This is a genomic window from Pseudomonas sp. PONIH3, assembly GCF_002934345.1.
Classification (GTDB): domain Bacteria; phylum Pseudomonadota; class Gammaproteobacteria; order Pseudomonadales; family Pseudomonadaceae; genus Aquipseudomonas; species Aquipseudomonas soli.
In genome coordinates, this window is the sequence record NZ_CP026386.1 from 5606622 (window position 1) to 5624909 (window position 18288).

Annotated in this window: 14 protein-coding genes and 2 pseudogenes; 4 read left to right on the forward strand and 12 right to left on the reverse strand. The window is 63.4% G+C overall.

Annotated features, from left to right (window positions below):
* Nucleotides 1-38: 38 nt before the first annotated feature.
* Genes C3F42_RS25985 through C3F42_RS26010 form a run of 6 tightly spaced genes read right to left on the reverse strand, consistent with a single transcriptional unit; the run spans nucleotide 39 to nucleotide 6844 of the window.
* The gene (locus tag C3F42_RS25985; protein ID WP_094012590.1) at nucleotides 39-1664 is read right to left on the reverse strand and encodes a BatD family protein; all 1626 of its coding nucleotides are present in this window, start codon (nucleotides 1662-1664) and stop codon (nucleotides 39-41) included.
* On the reverse strand, nucleotides 1661-3379 hold the full coding sequence (locus C3F42_RS25990; RefSeq protein WP_104445100.1) for a tetratricopeptide repeat protein: 1719 nt from the start codon (nucleotides 3377-3379) through the stop codon (nucleotides 1661-1663). The genes C3F42_RS25985 and C3F42_RS25990 overlap by 4 nt, the downstream gene beginning before the upstream one ends.
* A complete protein-coding gene (locus C3F42_RS25995; RefSeq protein WP_038706521.1) occupies nucleotides 3376-4452 on the reverse strand; it encodes a VWA domain-containing protein in 1077 nt (358 codons plus the stop codon). The genes C3F42_RS25990 and C3F42_RS25995 overlap by 4 nt, the downstream gene beginning before the upstream one ends.
* The gene (locus C3F42_RS26000; protein WP_046854739.1) at nucleotides 4445-4939 is read right to left on the reverse strand and encodes a DUF4381 domain-containing protein; all 495 of its coding nucleotides are present in this window, start codon (nucleotides 4937-4939) and stop codon (nucleotides 4445-4447) included. The genes C3F42_RS25995 and C3F42_RS26000 overlap by 8 nt, the downstream gene beginning before the upstream one ends.
* The gene (locus tag C3F42_RS26005) at nucleotides 4936-5880 is read right to left on the reverse strand and encodes a DUF58 domain-containing protein (protein ID WP_038706519.1); all 945 of its coding nucleotides are present in this window, start codon (nucleotides 5878-5880) and stop codon (nucleotides 4936-4938) included. Before C3F42_RS26005 ends, C3F42_RS26000 begins: the two co-directional genes overlap by 4 nt.
* 4 nt (nucleotides 5881-5884) lie before the next feature.
* On the reverse strand, nucleotides 5885-6844 hold the full coding sequence (locus C3F42_RS26010) for a MoxR family ATPase (RefSeq protein WP_011532987.1): 960 nt from the start codon (nucleotides 6842-6844) through the stop codon (nucleotides 5885-5887).
* Nucleotides 6845-7355: 511 nt separating this feature from the next.
* Here C3F42_RS26010 and C3F42_RS26015 point away from each other — a divergent pair.
* The 3 genes and pseudogenes from C3F42_RS26015 to C3F42_RS26025 form a co-directional block, all read left to right on the forward strand.
* Complete coding sequence (locus C3F42_RS26015) at nucleotides 7356-8384, forward strand: IS30 family transposase (protein ID WP_100774681.1); 1029 nt, start codon at nucleotides 7356-7358, stop codon at nucleotides 8382-8384.
* Nucleotides 8385-8661: 277 nt separating this feature from the next.
* Nucleotides 8662-10025 (forward strand): IS3 family transposase gene (locus C3F42_RS26020; RefSeq protein ID WP_104445101.1). Its coding sequence is split into 2 segments (ribosomal slippage): nucleotides 8662-9127 and nucleotides 9127-10025, totalling 1365 coding nucleotides; the frame shifts between segments, so codons are not numbered across the junction.
* Nucleotides 10026-10199: 174 nt separating this feature from the next.
* Nucleotides 10200-10715, forward strand: a pseudogene (locus tag C3F42_RS26025) (helix-turn-helix domain-containing protein); the annotation flags it as partial.
* A 48-nt stretch (nucleotides 10716-10763) separates the two neighbouring features.
* On the opposite strand, the gene istB reads toward C3F42_RS26025, so the two are convergent.
* Nucleotides 10764-11504 (reverse strand): IS21-like element helper ATPase IstB, encoded by a 741-nt coding sequence (istB, locus tag C3F42_RS26030; RefSeq protein ID WP_064491510.1) that lies wholly within the window; start codon nucleotides 11502-11504, stop codon nucleotides 10764-10766.
* Nucleotides 11501-13021 (reverse strand): IS21 family transposase, encoded by a 1521-nt coding sequence (gene istA, locus C3F42_RS26035; protein WP_081273177.1) that lies wholly within the window; start codon nucleotides 13019-13021, stop codon nucleotides 11501-11503. The genes istB and istA overlap by 4 nt, the downstream gene beginning before the upstream one ends.
* Nucleotides 13022-13155: 134 nt before the next feature.
* Between istA and C3F42_RS26040 the strand changes: the two are divergent.
* Nucleotides 13156-13836 (forward strand): annotated as a pseudogene (locus C3F42_RS26040) (integrase core domain-containing protein); the annotation flags it as partial.
* Between the two features lie 325 nt (nucleotides 13837-14161).
* Here the strand turns inward: C3F42_RS26040 and C3F42_RS26045 are convergent.
* The 4 genes from C3F42_RS26045 to C3F42_RS26060 form a co-directional block, all read right to left on the reverse strand.
* Nucleotides 14162-15490, reverse strand: coding sequence for an MFS transporter (locus C3F42_RS26045; protein ID WP_046854741.1), 1329 nt, complete (start codon nucleotides 15488-15490; stop codon nucleotides 14162-14164).
* A 46-nt stretch (nucleotides 15491-15536) separates the two neighbouring features.
* Complete coding sequence (gene lhgO, locus C3F42_RS26050) at nucleotides 15537-16730, reverse strand: L-2-hydroxyglutarate oxidase (RefSeq protein ID WP_023632060.1); 1194 nt, start codon at nucleotides 16728-16730, stop codon at nucleotides 15537-15539.
* A 102-nt stretch (nucleotides 16731-16832) separates the two neighbouring features.
* Nucleotides 16833-17543 (reverse strand): FadR/GntR family transcriptional regulator, encoded by a 711-nt coding sequence (locus tag C3F42_RS26055; RefSeq protein ID WP_094012039.1) that lies wholly within the window; start codon nucleotides 17541-17543, stop codon nucleotides 16833-16835.
* 122 nt (nucleotides 17544-17665) lie between these two features.
* Complete coding sequence (locus C3F42_RS26060) at nucleotides 17666-18019, reverse strand: hypothetical protein (protein ID WP_104445102.1); 354 nt, start codon at nucleotides 18017-18019, stop codon at nucleotides 17666-17668.
* Nucleotides 18020-18288: the final 269 nt, after the last annotated feature.

Consider the following 18288-nt stretch of genomic DNA (forward strand, 5'->3'; position numbering starts at 1 on the left):
TCGCGGACTTGTGGGAGCGGGCTTGGCCCGCGATGGGGCTACTTGGGATAAAGCGGAGGCAGGCTACTGGCCTCGCCCGTCGGCGCCAGCTCCTGCTCGGCCGGCGGTATGGCGCCGATGGCCCGCCATAGCTCGTCGCCATGCCAGTACTGGCCGCTTTCGCTGTACAACGCACCGTTCAACCCATCCAGCGCATCGGACAACGGCACGAAGCGCGCCGCCATCTCGGCCAGGGTTTCCGGCTGCTGCCGCGCCCAGGCGTCCAGCGCCTGGCGGGTGGCCTGCGGATCGTTGGCCTGGCAGGCGCGCTTGAGGTCGTCGAGCAGCGTGCGTGGACTTGGGCCAGTCTGCGCCGCCCGCAGTACCGCCGGTTGCGAACGGGCCCGCCACCACAGGGTGAAACCGAGCAAGGTGGTCAGCGCCAGTACCAGCGTAGCCAACTGCCAGGGCCAGAGCAGGCTGGGGGCCATGTTGCTGTCGCCGACCGGGGTGTCGGCGCTGAGCGCCGGATTGTCCTGCACGTTCAGGGTGCGTGCCGGCAGGCTGCTGTGCTCCAGGTGGTCCTCGCGGGTGTTCCACCAGGTCACCTCCAGCGCCGGCAGGGCCAGCTCGCCGGCGTGGGTCGGCACCAGCGCCTCGCGTTCCTCACGGTTGGCGACCATGCCGCGCTCGCCGATCTCATTGCGCAGCAACGGCTGGTCGGGGTAACGGCGCAGGCCGGCGGCCTCGGTGGCCGGCAGCGGCGGCAACTGAGTGCTCGAAAGGCCCTCGGCGCGCACACTGATGTTGCGCGTCAGCGAGTCGCCGATCTGCGTCGGCTGGCTGTTCGGGTCGGGGTTCCAGTGTTCTTCCAGGGTCAGGCTGCGTGCCGGCAGCCAGGGGCGGTCGGCCGGGTAGCCGGCCGGGATCGGCTTGACGGTCAGGCGCAACGGCAGCGAACTAACCTGCACCTGGCGGCCGACCCTTGGCGTGCCGGCGGGTTGCTCGCCATTGTCGGCGGCGGTGGCGGTGAAGCGCAGCGGCGGCACGTCAAGGTCGCCGCTTTGCTGGGGGTAGATGGCGTAGCGGGTCTCGATCACCCCATGGCGCACGCCATTAATCTCTTTCTCGTACGTGCGCGACTCACCCAGGGGGTCAACCTTGGCGTTTTCCAGTTGCAACGGGCTGAGACTGCTGTCGTCGTATAGCGCGACCGAATGGTAGATGCGCAGGGTCAGCACGGCCTGGGCCTGGACATAGACCGCGCTGCTGTCCAGGGTGGCCTCGACGAACACTTGCGAGGCTGCGTCCGGGCGCTGGCTGTCGGCCTGCAGCACCTGCAGCTCGATGGCCTGGCTGCGCGACTGGCCCAGTTGCAGCTCGGGGATGCGCAGGCTGCCGCTGCGCCGGGGCAGCAGGGTGATGATCCAGCGGGTGCTGGCGCGGGTTTCGCCGTCGAGGGTGTGCAGGCTGTTGAGCTGGCGTGTGCCGCGAACCTCGAAATCCGGCTCGAGGGTGCGCAGGTCGGGCTTGCCGAACTGGGTCACGTCCTGGCTCTCGAGGGTGAGTTCCAGGGTTTCGCCGGCCTCGAGGCGCGTGCGGTCGACACTGGCCTGCAGGGTCGGTTCGGCCTGGGCCGCGAGGCTCCACAACAGGCCTAGGAGAAAGACGCCGAAGCGACTCATCGTGGGGTTTCCTGATGCAATTGCTGTTCATACCAGAATTTGCGCCGCAGCAGTTCCGCCGGATTGTCGGGGATCTCCCGCAGCCACTGTTCCAGGGCCTGGCGCTGCTCGGCGTCGAGGCTGGTGGAGAGCGGCCGCTGGGGCGGCTGGGTGATGCTGTCGTCATCGCCGTCGGCAGTGCCGGACGGAGCCTGGGAGTTGCCCTGATTGTCACCGTTCTGCTGGCCTTGTGCCGGGTTTTCGCTGTCCGGCGCGCCCTGGGCCTGGCTGCTGGTCGAGCTGCTATTGCCTTCCGTCTCATTGCCGGGCGTGTCCCGGGCATCGGCGTTGTTTGGCTGTTCCTCGGCCTTGGCCTGGCGCTGTTGCAACAATTGCTGGACCAGCGCCTGGTTGTCCAGCGCGGCTTTCAGGTCGGGCTGGCGCTCCAGTGCCTGTTCGTAGGCGTCCAGCGCCGCTTCCAGTTCGCCGGCGCGGGCCAGGGCGTTACCACGATTGTAATGGGCGGCTGCTGTGCCGGCTTGGGCGAATGCGGCGGCGGCGCCTTCGAAGTCGCCGGCCTGGTAAAGTGCCATGCCACGCCATTGGCTGTCGGCGAAGTGCCGGGCGGCCTCGGCGGGGCGTTGTCGTTCCAGCAGGCGCTGGCCCTGCTGGTCGGGGCGCAGCCACAGGTCGTTGAACTCGAAGGCCTGGCTCGGCTGCGGCAGGGCCAGCAGCAGGGGGAGGCAGAACAGCCAGCCACGCCGGCCGGCGCAGGCGGCGAGCAGCAGCAGGGGCAGTAGCAGCCAGTATCCCTGATCGGCCCAGCTGTCCAGTTGCAGGGGCTGTCCGTCGTTGTGCAGCAGGCGCGGGTTGTCGAACAGGCCCAGGCCGCGCAGGTCGAGGTCGTCGATGCGGGCATGGCGATAGCGCCCGCCGGTCGAGCCGATGAAAGTCTTCAGCGAAGCGCTGTCCAGGCGTGGCATAAGGATGCCGCCCTGGTCGTCCTTGAGGTATTCGCCATTGGCCTGGCGCACCGGCGCGCCCTCGGCGCTGCCGACACCCAGCATCAGCAGGCTCGGGCCCTGGCGGCCAAGGGCCTGGCGTATGCCTTCGCGTTCAAGTTCGCTCAGCGACGAGCCGATCAACAGCAGGCGGCCCTGGCCCAGACCGCTTTGCGCTAGCAGCGCGAGGCCCTTGCGTAAGGCCAGGTCAGCGCGCTGGCCGGGCTGCGGCATGATCGATGGATCGACGGCCTCGAGCAGGTTGCGCGTGGTGCCCAGGTCATCTGACAGCGGCACCAGGGTGTGGGCGCTGCCGGCATAGACGATCAGTGCGGTCTGGCTGTCGCGACGATGCTCGAGCAGGTCGAGCACCTTGCGTCGGGCCTGCTCCAGGCGGTTCGGCGCGCTGTCCTCGGCGAGCATCTGCGGCGTCAGTTCGAGCAGGATCACCAGCGGGTCGGCCGGGCGCTGGCGGGTTTCCTCGAGGCGTTGCCAGCTGGGGCCGAGCAGGGCCAGGACGATCAGCAGCCAGGCCAGGCCCAGGGCGATCCACGGCAGCTTGCTGGTGCTGCCGCTGCCGCCACCGAGCAGTACCGCGTGGAACGGTTGCGGCAGGATCAACTGCCAGCGTCCGGCGCGCTTGCGTCGGTGCCAGAGCTTGAACAGCAGCCAGCCAAGCAGTGGCAGTACCAACAGCCAGAGCGGGCGCAGCCATTGCGGCCAGAGTTCGATCATCGCCGCCTCCTCAGGCGCAGGCGCTTGAGGCGCTGGCGCCATTCCGGGTGAGGCTGCAGGAAGCGCGGTTTGCGCAGCAGGCGTTGCAGCAGGTTGTCCGGCCACTGCACGGCCACCACCAGCAGCACGCTGAGCAACAGCGCCAGTGCCAGTGGCCAGGCGTACAGCTCATGGGCGGTGCGCGCCTGGGTCGGCTGCTGGGCCACCGGTTCCAGTTGGTCGAGGGTGTCGCCGATGGCGTCGAGCTCGGCGCCGTCGTGGGCGCGGAAGTAGCTGCCATGGGTGATTTCGGCGATCTCCTTGAGCGCGGCCTCGTCCAGGTCCAGGCTCGGATTCAGGCCCAGCAGTCCCGGCGTGCCGCTGGCCTCGGGGTTGGCGCCGATGCCGATGGGGTAGATGCGCACGCCTTCCTGGGCGGCCAGGCGCGCGGCGGTCAGCGGGTGGATCTGCCCGCCGTTGTTGGCGCCGTCGGTGATCAGGATCAGCACCCGGCTCTGCGCCGGGCGCTGGCGCAGGCGTTTGACGGCCAGGCCAATGGCGTCGCCGATGGCGGTGTTCTTGCCGGCGATGCCGATCTGCGCTTCGTCGAGGAAGGTGCGCACGGTGCGCCGGTCGAAGGTCAACGGGGCCTGCAGGTAGGCTTGGCTGCCGAACAGGATCAGGCCGACGCGGTCGCCCTGGCGGTCCTGCAGGAAGTCGCCCATCAATGCCTTGACCAGGTCCAGGCGGCTGATCTCGTCGTCCTTCCACTGCATGTCGGGGAAATCCATGGAACCTGATACGTCCACCGCCACCAGCAGGTCGCGGCCACTGGCCGATACCGGCAGCGGATCGCCCAGCCATTGCGGGCGGGCGGCGGCCAGCAACAACAGTAGCCAGATCAGGATGAACGGTGCCTGCTGGCGCCAGGTCGGCAGGTTCAGGCGGGCACGGCGCCCGGCCAGGCCCTCGAGTTCGTCAAGGAAGCCGACCTTGAGCACCGGTTCGCCGCTGTCGGCGGCCGGCAGCAGCAGGCGCGCCAGCCAGGGCAGCGGCAACAGCAGGAAAATCCACGGCCAGCCCAGTTCAAACATGCTTGCGGATCCAGGTTTCGACCGCCTGGGCGAGCCCGGCGATGGCCTTGTCATCGAGCTTGCACTCGGGCTTGTAGGCGCCTTCGACCAGCACCATCCAGCGGGTCAGGCCGGCTGCCGGGCAGCGATTATCGAGAAACGCCAGCCATTGCCGGCCATTGAGGGTATGGCTGTTGGCCCCCGGGTAGTGATTACGGCACAGGCGTTTGAGCAGGGCGTTGATCTGCTGCAGCCAGGCCCCGGCGGGCGCGCCGTCATAGGGACGCGGCAGGCGCGCAAGTTCCGCCAGGGCCTCGACGCGGATCGGGTCCAGCGGCAGTTCGGCGCGCACCACCTTGCGCTTGCCTGGGCGCCAGTGGCGCAGGCGCCAGGCGCCCCAGCCGAGCAGGGGCAGCATGGCCAGCAGCAGCCACCAGCCGGGCGCGGGCGGCCACAGGCCGATGGCGGGTGGCGCGATCAGCGGCTGCAGCTGGTCCAGCGGGTTCATTTCGCGCCTCCAGGGCGCTGTGCATTCAGGTATTCACGCAACTGCTCGATCATCTCGCTCTGGGTGCTCAGCGGCATCAGCACCACGCGCAGTTTCTGTGCCAGCAACTCCCAGCGCTCGATGCGCGCTTCGGCCTGCTGGCGGTAGGCCTGGCGCAGGTTGGCGTCGAGGGTGTCGAGTTCCAGCTGCGCGCCGCGCTGGGCGAAGCGCAGCAGGCCGGCGGCGGGCAGGGCGTGGTCGAGCGGGTCGCTGACCGGCATCAGCAGCACGTCGCAGTGCCGTGACAGCATGGCCAGGTGCTGCTCGACGCTGGCGCTGAGGGCGCGTTCGTCGCAGATGACGATGGCCAGGCTGCCCGGGCGCAATACCTCTCGCGCCCGGCGCAGGGCAAGGCCCAGGCTGTCGGCCTGGGGCTGGGCCTCGGTGTGCAGGGCCTGGTTGATCTTGGCCAGGCGGTTGAGCAGTTGCAGCAGGCTCTGCTTGCTGCGCCTGGGCTTGACTTCATGGTGCTCGTTGTCGCCGAACACCAGCCCGCCGATACGGTCGTTGTGGCCCAGCGCAGCCCAGCCGAACAGGGCGGCGGCCTGGGCGGCCAGGACCGACTTGAACATCTGCCCGGAGCCGAAGAACAGCCGCTGGCTCTGCTCGACCATGATGAAGATCGGCCGTTCGCGCTCTTCATGGAACAGCTTGGTGTGCGGCTCCTGGGTGCGGGCGGTGACACGCCAGTCGATATTTCGCACATCGTCGCCGGCCTGGTAGACCCGTACCTGGTCGAAGTCCACTCCGCGGCCACGCAGCTTGGAGTGGTGCAGGCCCACCAGCGGGCTGCGTTGGCCGGGCCGGGAGAACAGCTGGATCTCGCGCACGCGATGGCGCATGTCGATCAGGTCGGCCAGGCCGATGCGGATGCCGGGTTCGGCCAGCTGTGTGGTGGGCATGGGGTCAGGCGACGGCGACGACGTCGAGGATGCGCTGAACCACGCGGTCCTGGTCGACCCCCGCCGCCTCGGCCTCGAACGACAGGATGATACGGTGGCGCAGCACGTCGAACAGCACCGCCTGGATATCCTCGGGGCTGACGAAGTCGCGCCCGGCCAGCCAGGCGTGGGCGCGGGCGCAGCGGTCGAGAGCGATCGAGCCGCGGGGGCTGGCGCCGTAGGCGATCCAGTCGGCCAGTTCGCTGTCGAACTTGGCCGGGGTGCGGGTGGCCATCACCAGTTGCACCAGGTATTCCTCCACCGCATCGGCCATGTACAGGCCGAGGATTTCCTTGCGCGCGGCGAAGATCGCCTGCTGGCTGACCCGTCGCTCGGGCTTGACCTCGCCGCCCAGGGCCTCGCCCCGCGCTTGCAGGAGGATGCGCCGCTCGACGGCGGCATCGGGGAAACCGATCTTCACGTGCATCAGGAAACGGTCGAGCTGGGCTTCGGGCAGCGGGTAGGTGCCCTCCTGCTCGATCGGGTTCTGCGTGGCCATCACCAGGAACAGGGGCGACAGCTCGTAGGTGCTGCGTCCGACGCTGACCTGACGCTCGGCCATGGCCTCGAGCAGGGCCGACTGCACCTTGGCGGGGGCGCGGTTGATTTCGTCGGCCAGCACCAGATTGTGGAAGATCGGGCCTTGCTGGAACACGAAGCTGCCGGTTTCCGGGCGGTAGATCTCGGTGCCGGTGATGTCGGCCGGGAGCAGGTCGGGGGTGAACTGGATGCGATGGAACTGGGCCTCGATACCCTCGGCGAGCTCCTTGATGGCCTTGGTCTTGGCCAGGCCCGGGGCCCCCTCGACCAGCATGTGGCCGTCGGCCAGGAGCACGATCAGCAGGCGCTCGACCAGTTTTTCCTGGCCGAGGATCTGGGAAGAGAGAAAGGTGCGCAGCGCGATCAGCGCCTCACGGTGTTCCATCGTTGACGGTTCCTGGGGATGAGCCCTGGCGCGCTGGGAGCGGATGCCGGGCGAGGGGGGATACTTTAATCCATCCGGGGGGGCGGGGACCAATGGGGGTTTGCAAAAAACGTGTAAAGGATGGATTGGGGAGCAAGACTGTCCCGATCCCGATCCCGATCCCGATCCCGATCCCGATCCCGCTCTTGCCTTTGCCTTTGCCCTTGCTCTTGCTCTTGCTCTGCTTTTGCTTCTAAGTGCGCGATAGTTCAGGCGACACAAATTGCGACTTCAGGAGGCCGAACGCAGGTCTTGCGAAGGGAGGTGACGGGCATGGATGCCCGTCAAGCGCTGCGCCCCAGGATGGGGCGTTCAGCGCGGTCCTCCCGGGAGCAAGGCCGGAGTGAGGGGACCCCGGAGCGAAGCGTAGGGGCCGGATGAATGGAGCGAGCATTTTTTGGTTCCTTTTTGATGCTTGGCGGCGGCAAAAACTGAGTGCAACACCTGACCTTTCCGGTACGGTGCTGCCACTATGTCTTATACCGAACTCAGCGTTGAAGAGCGCGCCACCATTCAAATCGGTCGTACTCAAGGCTTCAGCCTGCGTAGGATTGCCTGCTTGATCAACCGATCCCCTTCGACCATCAGCCGGGAGCTGCGCCGCAATCGAGATGTCTGTGGCGGCTACTCGGCCCACGCGGCCCAGCAGCAGATGCAGGCTCGCCGCCAGGTGTGTCGACCGAAGCGAAAGCTGTTGCCGGGTGGTGAGCGCTTCGAGTTGGTGGCGCATATGCTCCGTGAGCGTTTGTCTCCCGAGCAGATTGCCGGCAAGCTGCGCAGCATGAACATTCCCAGCCTCAGAGATGCCTACGTCTGTCGCGAGACGATCTATAACGCGATCTATGCCCTGCCGGTCGGTGAACTGCGCAAGGAGCTGATCATCTGCCTGCGGCAAAGCAAGACGACACGCCGACCGCGCTCTGGTGGTGTGGATCGGCGCGGCCAGATCCCCGAGATGGTCAGTATTCATGTGCGCCCGCCGGAGATTGAAGACAGGCAGATGCCGGGGCATTGGGAAGGCGACCTCATCAAGGGTAAGGCCAACGCCTCGTCCGTCGGTACGCTGGTGGAACGCACCAGTGGCTACCTGATGCTGGTAAAGATGAACGACGCGACGGCGACTTCGGCGCTGGAAGGCTTCAGCGCCGCGCTCAATGGCATGCCGCTGGAGATGCGAAAGAGCATGACTTACGACCAGGGCCGGGAGATGGCGCGACACGCCGAGATCACCCAAAGAACCGGCGTGGCGATCTACTTCTGCGACCCGCACAGCCCTTGGCAGCGCGGTAGCAACGAAAACATCAATGGCCTGATCCGCCAGTACCTGCCCAAAGGCACAGACCTGTCGGTACACAGCCAGGAAGAACTGAATGCCATCGCACTGCAACTGAACATGCGTCCGCGTAAGCGCTTCGACTTCAAATGCCCAATCGAAGTTATGGGCGAGGTGATGCAGAAGGCCATGGCTATGCGGCATGATGCTCCAGTTTCAATTCAATGACCGTGTTGCACTCAGCTCCTGCAACCGCCCTTCAAAAAGGGACCCGCCGTAAGGGCGGAAAGGTGATTATGCGTCACCATCGCAAATGAATGCGCATATAACTTTCGAGACGCACGCTGTGTAAGTCAAAGTCAAAGTCAAAGTCAAATGCGATCGGCGTGGGTTTCCACAGTTGTAAGCGCATTCATTTACTATACTGACGCATAGTCACCTTTTCGCCCTTACGTGAACTGACCCCCGAAAGTTGGACACCTGATCCCCAACCGGAGGGTGTTCCATGACGAAATACAACCTGGCACTCAAGCAGATACTCATCGAAGAGTGCCTTTCTGCCCGCAGTGTTCATGAGGTGGCGCTCAAGCATGACCTGAGTCCATCGCTGTTACGCCGCTGGGTAAAGGGCTACGAGCAACACGGTGCAGCCGGTTTGATTGCCAAGTACAGCCACTACGACGCGCAGTTCAAATTGAAGGTTTTGCAGTGCATTGAGCAAGACGGACTGTCCGCTCAGCAAGCTTGCGTGCAGTTTGATATCCGCGGCCCGAGTAGCATCAGGCAATGGAAAAGGTTGTACGATAAAGGCGGAGTAGAAGCCCTTCACCCGCGCCGTACCCGAGAGTTCAGCATGCCCCGCAAGCCATCAAAACAGTCCAGCACAAGCCCGCCCACTCCAACGGACAGCGAGCTGACACCAAAGCAAATGCTCGAAGAGCTGGAATACCTGCGCGCGGAGAATGCTTATCTAAAAAAGCTCGATGCCTTGATCCAAGCGGACCCTCGAACTGCGCAGGCAAGAAAACGCAGGCTATCCAAGGATTGAGGCGCGGGCATCGACTTGCTCTGCTGCTACGTGCTGCAGGGCTGGCACGCAGTACCTTTTATTACCAAAGCAAAGTGCTGGTGGCTGACAAGCATGCTGCTCTCAAAGAGCGCATCAACAGCCTCTATCACGGAAATAAGGGGCGGTATGGCTATCGTCGCATCACTGCGGCCCTCAGGCACAATGGCGAGGTGGTCAACCACAAGAAGGTGCAGCGACTGATGCAGTTGATGGACCTCAAATCTCTGGTAAAAGTTAAGAAATATCGCTCGTACCGAGGCTCCGAGGGGGTTGTTGCATCTGATCTACTCAAACGCAAATTCAAGGCAGAAGCCCCCAATCAGAAATGGGCAACCGACGTGACAGAGTTCAAGGTAAAGGGGCAGAAGCTGTTTCTCTCGCCTGTGATGGACCTGTACAACGGCGAGATCCTTGCTTATCAGATCAACCGGCGTCCTGAGTTCAAGATGGTTTCGACAATGCTGGAGCAAGCCTTCGAGCGGCTGAATCCAGGTGACACACCGATACTGCATTCCGATCAAGGCTGGCAGTATCAACAGCCAACTTACCGGCATATGCTGGCTGGGAAGAATATCGAGCAGAGCATGTCGCGTAAGGGCAATTGCCTGGACAACGCCGCCATGGAAAGCTTTTTCGGCACGCTCAAGAGCGAGTTTTTTTACCTGGAGTCGTTTGAGAGTGTTGAGCAACTGGCATCAGGACTAGAGGATTACATCGCCTACTACAACCAAGAACGCATCAGTCTCAGACTGAATGGCTTGAGTCCGGTAGAATTCCGAACCCAAGCGCTGGCCGCATAGCGCTACCTGTCCAACTTTCGGGGGTCAGTTCAACGGCGAGTCACTTTTTGTCAAACGCGACAAAAAGTAACCAAAAAACGCTGAGGGTATGACTCACCCACATGGGTTACAAATCAGTTCACGCACATAGGTAACAGTCTTTAACTGGCAGGGTCGGTTTTCGAGGATCTGACCATGCCTTGGCGAGAGCTGAAACCTATGGACCTTAAAATGCTTTTCATCGCGGATTACCTGCAGGGGCCGCCCAGCTTCAGCGCCCTGTGCCAGGCCTACGAGATCAGCCGAAAGACCGGCTACAAATGGGTCGAGCGATATGAGAAAGAGGGGCCTTCGGGGCTGGAAGAACGCAGCCGCCGCCGGTTGAACCAGGATTGGGTCGTACCCGCCGCAGTTCGCGAAGCCATCATCGAATTGCGCAGCCGAGGCGAAACGGAACCGGGGCCGAAAAAGATCCAGGCTGCGCTGCAGGAGCGTTTCCCTGATCAGGCGCCGCCCTCGAAGACAGCGATCTACAACATCCTCAAGAAAGCCCAATTGGTCAAACCACGCCGCTTACGTCAGCGTGTAGCGGTCTATCCCAAGCCCCTGGAGAAGGCCGAGTCGCCTAACCAGCTGTTCAGTGCGGACTACAAAGGTCAATTTCTGACAGGTGCAGGCGTCTGGTGCTATCCGCTGACTGTCAATGGCCATTAATTTTGACCCACTTTTGGCCAATAGAATTGACCCACTTGCTCACCGCTAACCGCCGGTTTTCTGCTTCAAACGATAGCTCTCACCTCCCAGCATAAAGATGTGTGAATGGTGGATCACGCGGTCGATGATGGGCACGGCCACGTTGTCGTCATGGAAGAACTCGCCCCAGCTGGTGAAGTCCTTGTTGGTGGTCAGGATGACCGAGCGGTACTCGTACAGGTTGTTGATTAACTGGAACAGGTTGTACCGGGCTTGGCGCGTCATCGGCAGGTAGCCCAGCTCATCGATGATCAGCACGTCGTATTTGCTCAGCTGATTAAGGCGCTTCTTCAGCTCGCCCTTCATTTCCGCCAGCTCCAGATCCTCGACCAACGCCAGAGCCGTGCGGAACAGCACCTTGTAGCCCGCCTGAACCGCCTTGTGGCCAATCCCAATGGCCAAGTGGGTCTTGCCCACACCCGGTGGTCCGATGAACACCAGGTTGTCGCGGTTGTCGATAAAGCTGAAGTCCAGCAAGGTGCTGACCTGGCGCTTGGTGATGGTGGTCTGGTGCCGGTAATCGAAGGCCTCCAGATGCTTCTCCGAGGGGAACTGCGCCTGCTTGAGGTTGCGGCTTACGCGGCTACTGGAGCGGGCGTTAAGCTCATGCTCGACCAGTGACTGGGCGAAGCTCAGGTAGGACAGTTCATTGGCTTCGGCTCTGGCCAGCAGGGTGGCCAGCTCACCCGCGGTCGCGCTGAGGCGCAGGCTTCGGTACTGCGCGATAGTGCTGTCGAGCAGGCTCATTGGGTCACCCCGTGGCCAGTCGACTGGCCAATGCGGGCATAAGCGTTCAGGTCGGCGTGACTAACCTGGCTACCGGCCTCTGGCGCATAGTCATGGTCGCCGATGATCCGGCCCCGCGCCTTGGCTTGCTGCCATGCTTCGAGGTAGCGCTTGAGCCCGGTGGCGGTCAGTTCACTGCGCTCGCACAACTCGCCGAGCAACGCCGTATCAACCGGCGCATGGGCCATGAGCAGGTCGCGTGCAGCAACCAGCTGATCCTTGTAGATACGCGGCGAAGTACGCTTGAGCAGTTGGCACAGGGTTGCCCCAAGGGCATCGGGCAGGATCGAGTCGATGCCGCGCTCCAGGTCGGTAATGCGCTGGGCATGGTCTCGGTAATGGTTGTTGTTCTTGATCATCCGGCCCTTGGCCTTGCACAGGTCATGGGTGGCTATGAGTTCACCGCTCTCCAGGTCATGGATCAGCAACTGGTTGTCCTGTGCGCTGACACCGACACGGGCTTGCTGCCAGGCCATGGGTACCGAGTACTTGTTGGCCTGCCATGAGATCAAGCCGGTCTTGTCGACCTTGCGGGTCTCCCTTGTCGGCGCCACGTGCAGCAGGTTCTGCGGGACGAGATAGGGCTTGAGCTGACTACGCTCCAGTGCCTCGAAATGCGCTCTTGGATGCTGCCCCGTCGTGCCGTGCACGCGTGCGTTGGCGACAGTCTCGAGCCAATCATTCAGGTGCTGTCGGACGGCGGCCTCGTCCTGGAAGTGCTCGCCGTAGAAGCAGTCACGCTTGACGTACTTGACCCCGGCCTCCACCTTGCCCTTGCTCTCCGGGTCATAGCCCTCGCAGGCATGGATGCGGTACCCGACGGTAGTCGCATACTGGTGGAAGCGCTGGTTCAGCGTCAGCTCACGGTACTGCTCGTTGATCACCACCATCTTGGTCTGATCGTAGATGCACTCCTCGGTGACGCCGCCGAAGTAGCGGAAGGCCTCGTCGTGCATCTGGATAAACCGTTCGGTATCCAGCGGCCGGAAGTTCAGACCGACATACATCAGCCGTGAACAGGACAGCACAAACACCACAAAATGAACGACACGCTCCAGGCCGCCAATCATGACGCCTCGCAGCTCACCGGGGTCGACCTGACACTGCACGCCAGGCACTGACTCAACGACCGGCTCGTAATAGCGCAACTGGCCACTGGCAACCTGCTGCTTGAGCGCTTGCACATAGCGGCGAATGCTCCGGTCTGACACCGCCAGCTCGGTGGTGCGCTCCCTCAGGCGACGGGCCAGCTTGACTGCGCTCAGGGCTGGAAACTGACCCAACTGATTAATCAGATAATCGCGGTGCTCGTCGAGCACCTTGGTGCGTGAAGGGTCAGCAATGGTAGCGCTGATCTGCATCTCATCCAGGTGGAGATACTTGCGTACGGTGTTCCGGGAAATCCCCAGCTCACGACTGATGGCACGGACCGACAGGCCTCGGCCCTGGTCATACAACCCCTTGATCTTGTGAATCACAACCCACTCCTTCAATGATCTGTCCCCGGCCTGTGCATAAGGCGGGTGACGCTACATGGTCGGTGGCCAATGCCACTATGGGTGGGTCAAAATTGTTGGCCAGAGGTGGGTCAGTTTAATTGGCCATTAACACGCTGACGATCATGGATCACGCCAGTCGTTTCCTGCTCGCCTGCCACAGCATGCCCAATACCAACCTGCTGGAAACCCAGGCCGTTTTCACCCAAGTGTTCTGAGAGAATGGCTTGCCTGAGCGGATTCGTACCGATAACGGTGTGCCGTTTGCCAGTAAGGGGCGTGCGGGACTTTCTCAGCTGTCGATCTGGTGGCTGCGTCTAGGCATCATTCCCGAGCGCATTGCGCCTGGTCGGCCTGAACAAAATGGCCGCCACGAGCGCATGCATCGAACGCTCAAAAGCACGCTCCCATCGCCGCCGGCAGTGGCCTGGGAGGCTCAACAACGGCACTTTGATCGCTTTCGGCAGCACTACAATCACGAGCGCTTGCATGAAGCGCTGAAGCAGAAAACACCGGCGTCTTGCTACCAGCCATCTCCACGCCCATTCCCTGAAAAGCTCCCCGAAATGACCTATCCCAGTCATATCGAGAGCTTGCCGGCTGATAGCTCCGGCATCATCAATCGCCGGGGCTTGAGGATCTACGTAGGTTATGTGCTCAAGCACCAGACCATTGGACTGGAGCAGGTTGGGGATGGCGTCTGGGATGTTATTTTCGGTCCCATCATCCTTGGCAGAGTCGATGTGCGGGATACCACTGATGGTTATGTAACACTCAAGGTGTTGTCACCTATGTGAGTGAACTTTTGTGTAACCCATGTGGGTGATCCGTACACTGCGCTCCATTCATCCGGCCCTCCGCTTCGCTCCGGGTCCCCTCACTCCGGCCTTGCTCCCGGGAGGACCGCGCTGAACGCCCCATCCTGGGGCGCAGCGCTTGACGGGCATCCATGCCCGTCACCTCCCTCCGCAAGACCTGCGTTCGGCCTCCTGAAGTCGCGAAGTTACGGGCGGCGCCTGAACTGACGCAGCTGTCGCTAGTGACTACGCAGTTAATCTTGCGATCAAGATCAAGATCAAGATCAAGATCAAGATCAAGATCAAGATCCGATCGTGGCTTTGTTTAGTTCTTCGCCTTCGAATGCCGCCACCCTTGGTCAAAGAACGCAAACACCACCACCAGCACCCCGGCCACCGCCAATATCATCGCCACGCCATCGGTTGAATGAGTCGCCGAACCTGCCACCAGCGCCAGCCCGCCCAACGGCGCCAGGCCGCCTGCCACCGCGGTACCGACCTCTCGCCCGGTGCCGAACCCGGACGAGCGCGTCTGCGTGGGGAACTGCCGGCTGAGGAACGACCCCTGCGGGGCGAACATCATCGGCGCCAGGATCCCTGTGCCCACGGCGATGGCCAGGTAGATCATCATCGGCTCGCCAGTCGACAGCAGTTGCAGGAACGGGAAGGCGAACAGCGCCGACAGCACGCCGCCGAGCATCAGCACGGTCTTGCTGCTCCACTTGTCGCACAGCCAGCCGAAGAACGGCACGGCGAAGATCGCCACCAGGCTGGCCAAGGTCACCGACAGCGAGGTGACATGCGCCTCGACGCCCTTGAACTGGGTCAGGTAGGCCAGCGAGAAGGTCTTGAAGATGTAGCTCAGGGCGTTGTAGCCCACCGCCACGAAAAACACCACGGCCAGGCCCTTGAGGTCATTCCTGAACAGCAGCTTCAGCGGCGACACCTGCGGTTTGTCATCGGCCTTGTCCAGCTCCTTGAAGTCCGGGGTCTCGGGGATGCTCTTGCGCACCCACAGGCCCACTGCCACCAGGGCGATACTGGCGATGAACGGGATGCGCCAGCCGCCGGCCAGCAGGAATTCGTTGCCGTTCATGGTCAGTAGGTACACGGTCAGCGACGACAGCAGCAGGCCCAGGTTCAGCCCCAGCGCCGGCCAGGCACCCTGGCTGCCGCGCTTGCCTTCGCTGGCGTGCTCGTAGGAGGTCACTGCCGCGCCGGACAGCTCGGCACCGGCGCCCAGGCCCTGGATGATGCGGATGATCACCAGCAGGATCGGCGCCCAGATGCCAATGGTCGCGTAGCCAGGGATCAGGCCGATCAGCATGGTGCACAGGCCCATCATGCAAAAGGTGATCACCAGCACATGCTTGCGCCCGAAACGGTCACCCAGGTAGCCGAACAGCACACCGCCGAACGGGCGGGCGATGAAGCCGATGGCGAAGGTGGAAAACGCCAGCAGCGAGGCCACCGCCGGGTTGCTCGGGTCGAAGAAAATCTTCGAGAAGACGATCGCGGCCATGGTCGCGTAGAGGTAGAAGTCATACCACTCCAGCATCGAGCCGAAAATGGTCGCCGCCGCCACCTTGCGCAGGCGCTTGCGTTGCTGTTCGGGGGTTTCCGGCGCGGCCGGGGCCGTCTCGTATACCGACATCTGAGGTTTCCTTGTTGTCTTTGTAGTTGTGGATGCAGCAGGTGCTTCAGCGGGCCTCGAGGATCTTTTCGGCGATCATCTGGCCGATGGGGATGGCCGAAGTGGCGGCCGGCGACGGTGCGTTGCACACGTGCACCATTCGCGGCGTCTCGGCGAACAGGAAGTCGTGCACCAGGGTGCCGTCGCGCATCACCGCCTGGGCGCGGATGCCGGCCTCATAGGGCAGCAGGTCCTCGACTTGGAGCGACGGGCAGTACTTGCGGCACTGCTCCAGGTAGCCGCGCTTGAACAGCGAGTTCTTCATCTCGGCGGTGCCGGAACCGAGGTTGTTCCAGATGGTTTTCCAGAAACCGGGGAAGCGTGCGTACTCGGCGACATCGCGCCAGTTCACCGAGAACTTGCGGTAGTTCTCCCGGCCAAAGCCGAGCACCGCGTTGGGGCCGACGGTGACGCTGCCGTCGATCATTCGCGTCAGGTGCACGCCAAGGAACGGCAGCTCCGGATCGGGGATCGGGTAGATGAGGTGGTTGACGATCTGGTTCTTGCTCGCCGGCAGGCGGTAGTACTCGCCGCGGAAGGGGATGATCTGGTGGTCGATCTTCACCCCGGCCAGGCGCGCCAGGCGGTCGGATTGCAGGCCGGCGCAGGCCACCAGCTGGCGGGCGCGCCAGGTGTTGTCGTCGGTGCTGACCGCGACATGATCGGCATGCTCCTGGATGGCGCGCACGGCGGTGGACAGGTGCACTTCGCCACCGGCCTGGCGAATCACCTTGGCCATGGCGTCGCATACCTGCTGGTAGTCGACGATACCGGTGGCATCGAGGAACAGCGCGCCCTTGCCGACGATGTTCGGCTCGCGTTCACGCAGGGCGTCGGCGTCCAGGCGCTCGACCTTCAGGCCGTTCTGTTGCGAACGCTCGTACAGCGCCTGCATGCGCTGCACCTCCAGGTCGTTGGAGGCCACCAGCAGCTTGCCGCAGACCTCGAAGGCGATGCCGTGCTCGGCGCAGAAGTCCTTGGTGGCCTGGGCGCCGCGCTTGCACAGGTCGGCCTTGAGGCTGCCGGGGGCATAGTAGATACCGGCATGGATCACACCGCTGTTGTGGCCGGTCTGGTGGCGGCCGAGGCTGGCCTCCTTTTCCAGGATCAGCAGCGAGGCGCCGGGGCGATGGGTGAGCAGGGCCATCGCGGTGGCGAGGCCGACGATGCCGCCGCCGATGATGCAATAGTCGTAGGTCATGCAGGGTACCTTGGAATTCTTGTCGGTGAATCTGCTTATCAGGTTGTCAGACTAAGTGGTGCGCGTAAAAACCTCGCCAGGTTGCGATAGGGTTCTCCGGGGTCAGTCGAGGTCGGGGAGGTCGAGTTTCAAGCGCTTGGCCGAGGCGCGCAGGTGGGCTTCGGCGCAGGCGGCGGCCGCATGGCGGTCACCGTCGGCAATGGCCTGGTACAAGGCCCGGTGCTCACGCAGGGCGTCAGCCGAGCCGCCTACCGCCGGAGTGGCGGAGTTTTCCCAGGCGGTGCGGCGCGCGGCGGCCAGCTGGCCACCGAGGAAATCGTGGAAGGCGACGAAGTAGTCGTTCTTGCCGGCGTCGGCGATGGCACGGTGAAAGGCCACGTCGGCGGCCGCGGCGGTGGCAAAGTCGCTGCGCGGGTCTTCCATGGTGCCCAGGGCCGCGGCCATGCGCTGGAGGTCATCGGTATCGCGGCGGCGGGCGGCGATGGCGGCGGCCTGGGTCTCGATCCACAGGCGCATCTCGAACATCTGCACCAGGTCCGGCTTGCGCCCGTTGCTGCCAGGGAAGCGGAACACCGTGCCGTTTGGGGTCTGCGAGATGTACGAACCGAGCCCACGGCGAGCGATCAGCACGCCGTCGGCCTTGAGCTGCGCCACGGCCTCGCGCACCACCGAGCGGCTGACATTGAGCTGGTCGGCCAGTTGCTGTTCGGTGGGCAGGCGCGACTCGGCGGCCAGGCGGCCGGCATCGATCTCGGCGCGGATGGCGCTGACGACGCGTTCAACGAGGGTGTCGGGGCGCTGGAGCTCTAGCATGGACGTGCGGGTGCCTATTGGTCAGGTTGTCAGACAATGCCTGCTCGCGCCTTCAGCTGTCAATGGTGCTGTGCCCTCATCGCGGAAGACTCAGGCCCCCGCGAGGAGGCCGCATGACCGGTCTAGACCTCGGATACGAAGGTCCCGGTGCCGTCGAGGATGTTGCGCAAGGTCAGCGCCACTTCCTCCAGGTCGCTGCCCGAGGTAGTCAGGATGATCTCCAGTTCTTCGTCGCCCTTCAGCGCATCGCGATCCCCGGCCGCCACTTCGATCAGCAGGCGGGTGGCGCTCAAGGTCACCTTCAGCCCGTCCAGCGTCGACGGCTCGTCGTCCAGGGTCAGGTCGACGGTGTCCTCGTCCGGGTAGCGGGTCAGCAGGAACATCTGGCCCTTTTCGCTGTGGCAGCACAGGGTCGCCATGTTGTCTTCCTCGTCGTCGCAGGCGGTGGCGAAGAGCAGGGCGGTTTTCAATTGCATGGCGCACTCGGATTAATGGAGATGAAAAGGAATTCTGACAGCCTTGCGCACACTGATAAACGTAAAGTTACCGCGCATTGACCGAAATTGTCGCAGCGCTGCAAGCCCAAGTGACCGTTCAGTCGTTAAGCTGCCCTGTCGATGGGTTCCCGTAAAGGCACAGCCACCTGGCAGTCGCTTTTGCAGGCACCCAACGCTTCTGTCTTGCCACGGGTTGGCTATGGTTGATCCGTACAAGGCGCATGTACGCGACGCTTCACCTATAACAA

Bases quoted from the DNA above. Each gene is read 5' to 3' on its own strand.
- C3F42_RS26055 (WP_094012039.1), bottom strand. From the start codon at position 17,543: ATGCTAGAGCTCCAGCGCCCCGACACCCTCGTTGAACGCGTCGTCAGC.
- C3F42_RS26015 (WP_100774681.1), top strand. From the start codon at position 7,356: ATGTCTTATACCGAACTCAGCGTTGAAGAGCGCGCCACCATTCAAATC.
- lhgO (WP_023632060.1), bottom strand. From the start codon at position 16,730: ATGACCTACGACTATTGCATCATCGGCGGCGGCATCGTCGGCCTCGCC.
- C3F42_RS26010 (WP_011532987.1), bottom strand. From the start codon at position 6,844: ATGGAACACCGTGAGGCGCTGATCGCGCTGCGCACCTTTCTCTCTTCC.
- C3F42_RS26045 (WP_046854741.1), bottom strand. From the start codon at position 15,490: ATGTCGGTATACGAGACGGCCCCGGCCGCGCCGGAAACCCCCGAACAG.
- C3F42_RS25990 (WP_104445100.1), bottom strand. From the start codon at position 3,379: ATGATCGAACTCTGGCCGCAATGGCTGCGCCCGCTCTGGCTGTTGGTA.
- C3F42_RS26005 (WP_038706519.1), bottom strand. From the start codon at position 5,880: ATGCCCACCACACAGCTGGCCGAACCCGGCATCCGCATCGGCCTGGCC.
- istB (WP_064491510.1), bottom strand. From the start codon at position 11,504: ATGAGCCTGCTCGACAGCACTATCGCGCAGTACCGAAGCCTGCGCCTC.
- C3F42_RS26000 (WP_046854739.1), bottom strand. From the start codon at position 4,939: ATGAACCCGCTGGACCAGCTGCAGCCGCTGATCGCGCCACCCGCCATC.
- C3F42_RS26060 (WP_104445102.1), bottom strand. From the start codon at position 18,019: ATGCAATTGAAAACCGCCCTGCTCTTCGCCACCGCCTGCGACGACGAG.
- C3F42_RS25985 (WP_094012590.1), bottom strand. From the start codon at position 1,664: ATGAGTCGCTTCGGCGTCTTTCTCCTAGGCCTGTTGTGGAGCCTCGCG.
- C3F42_RS25995 (WP_038706521.1), bottom strand. From the start codon at position 4,452: ATGTTTGAACTGGGCTGGCCGTGGATTTTCCTGCTGTTGCCGCTGCCC.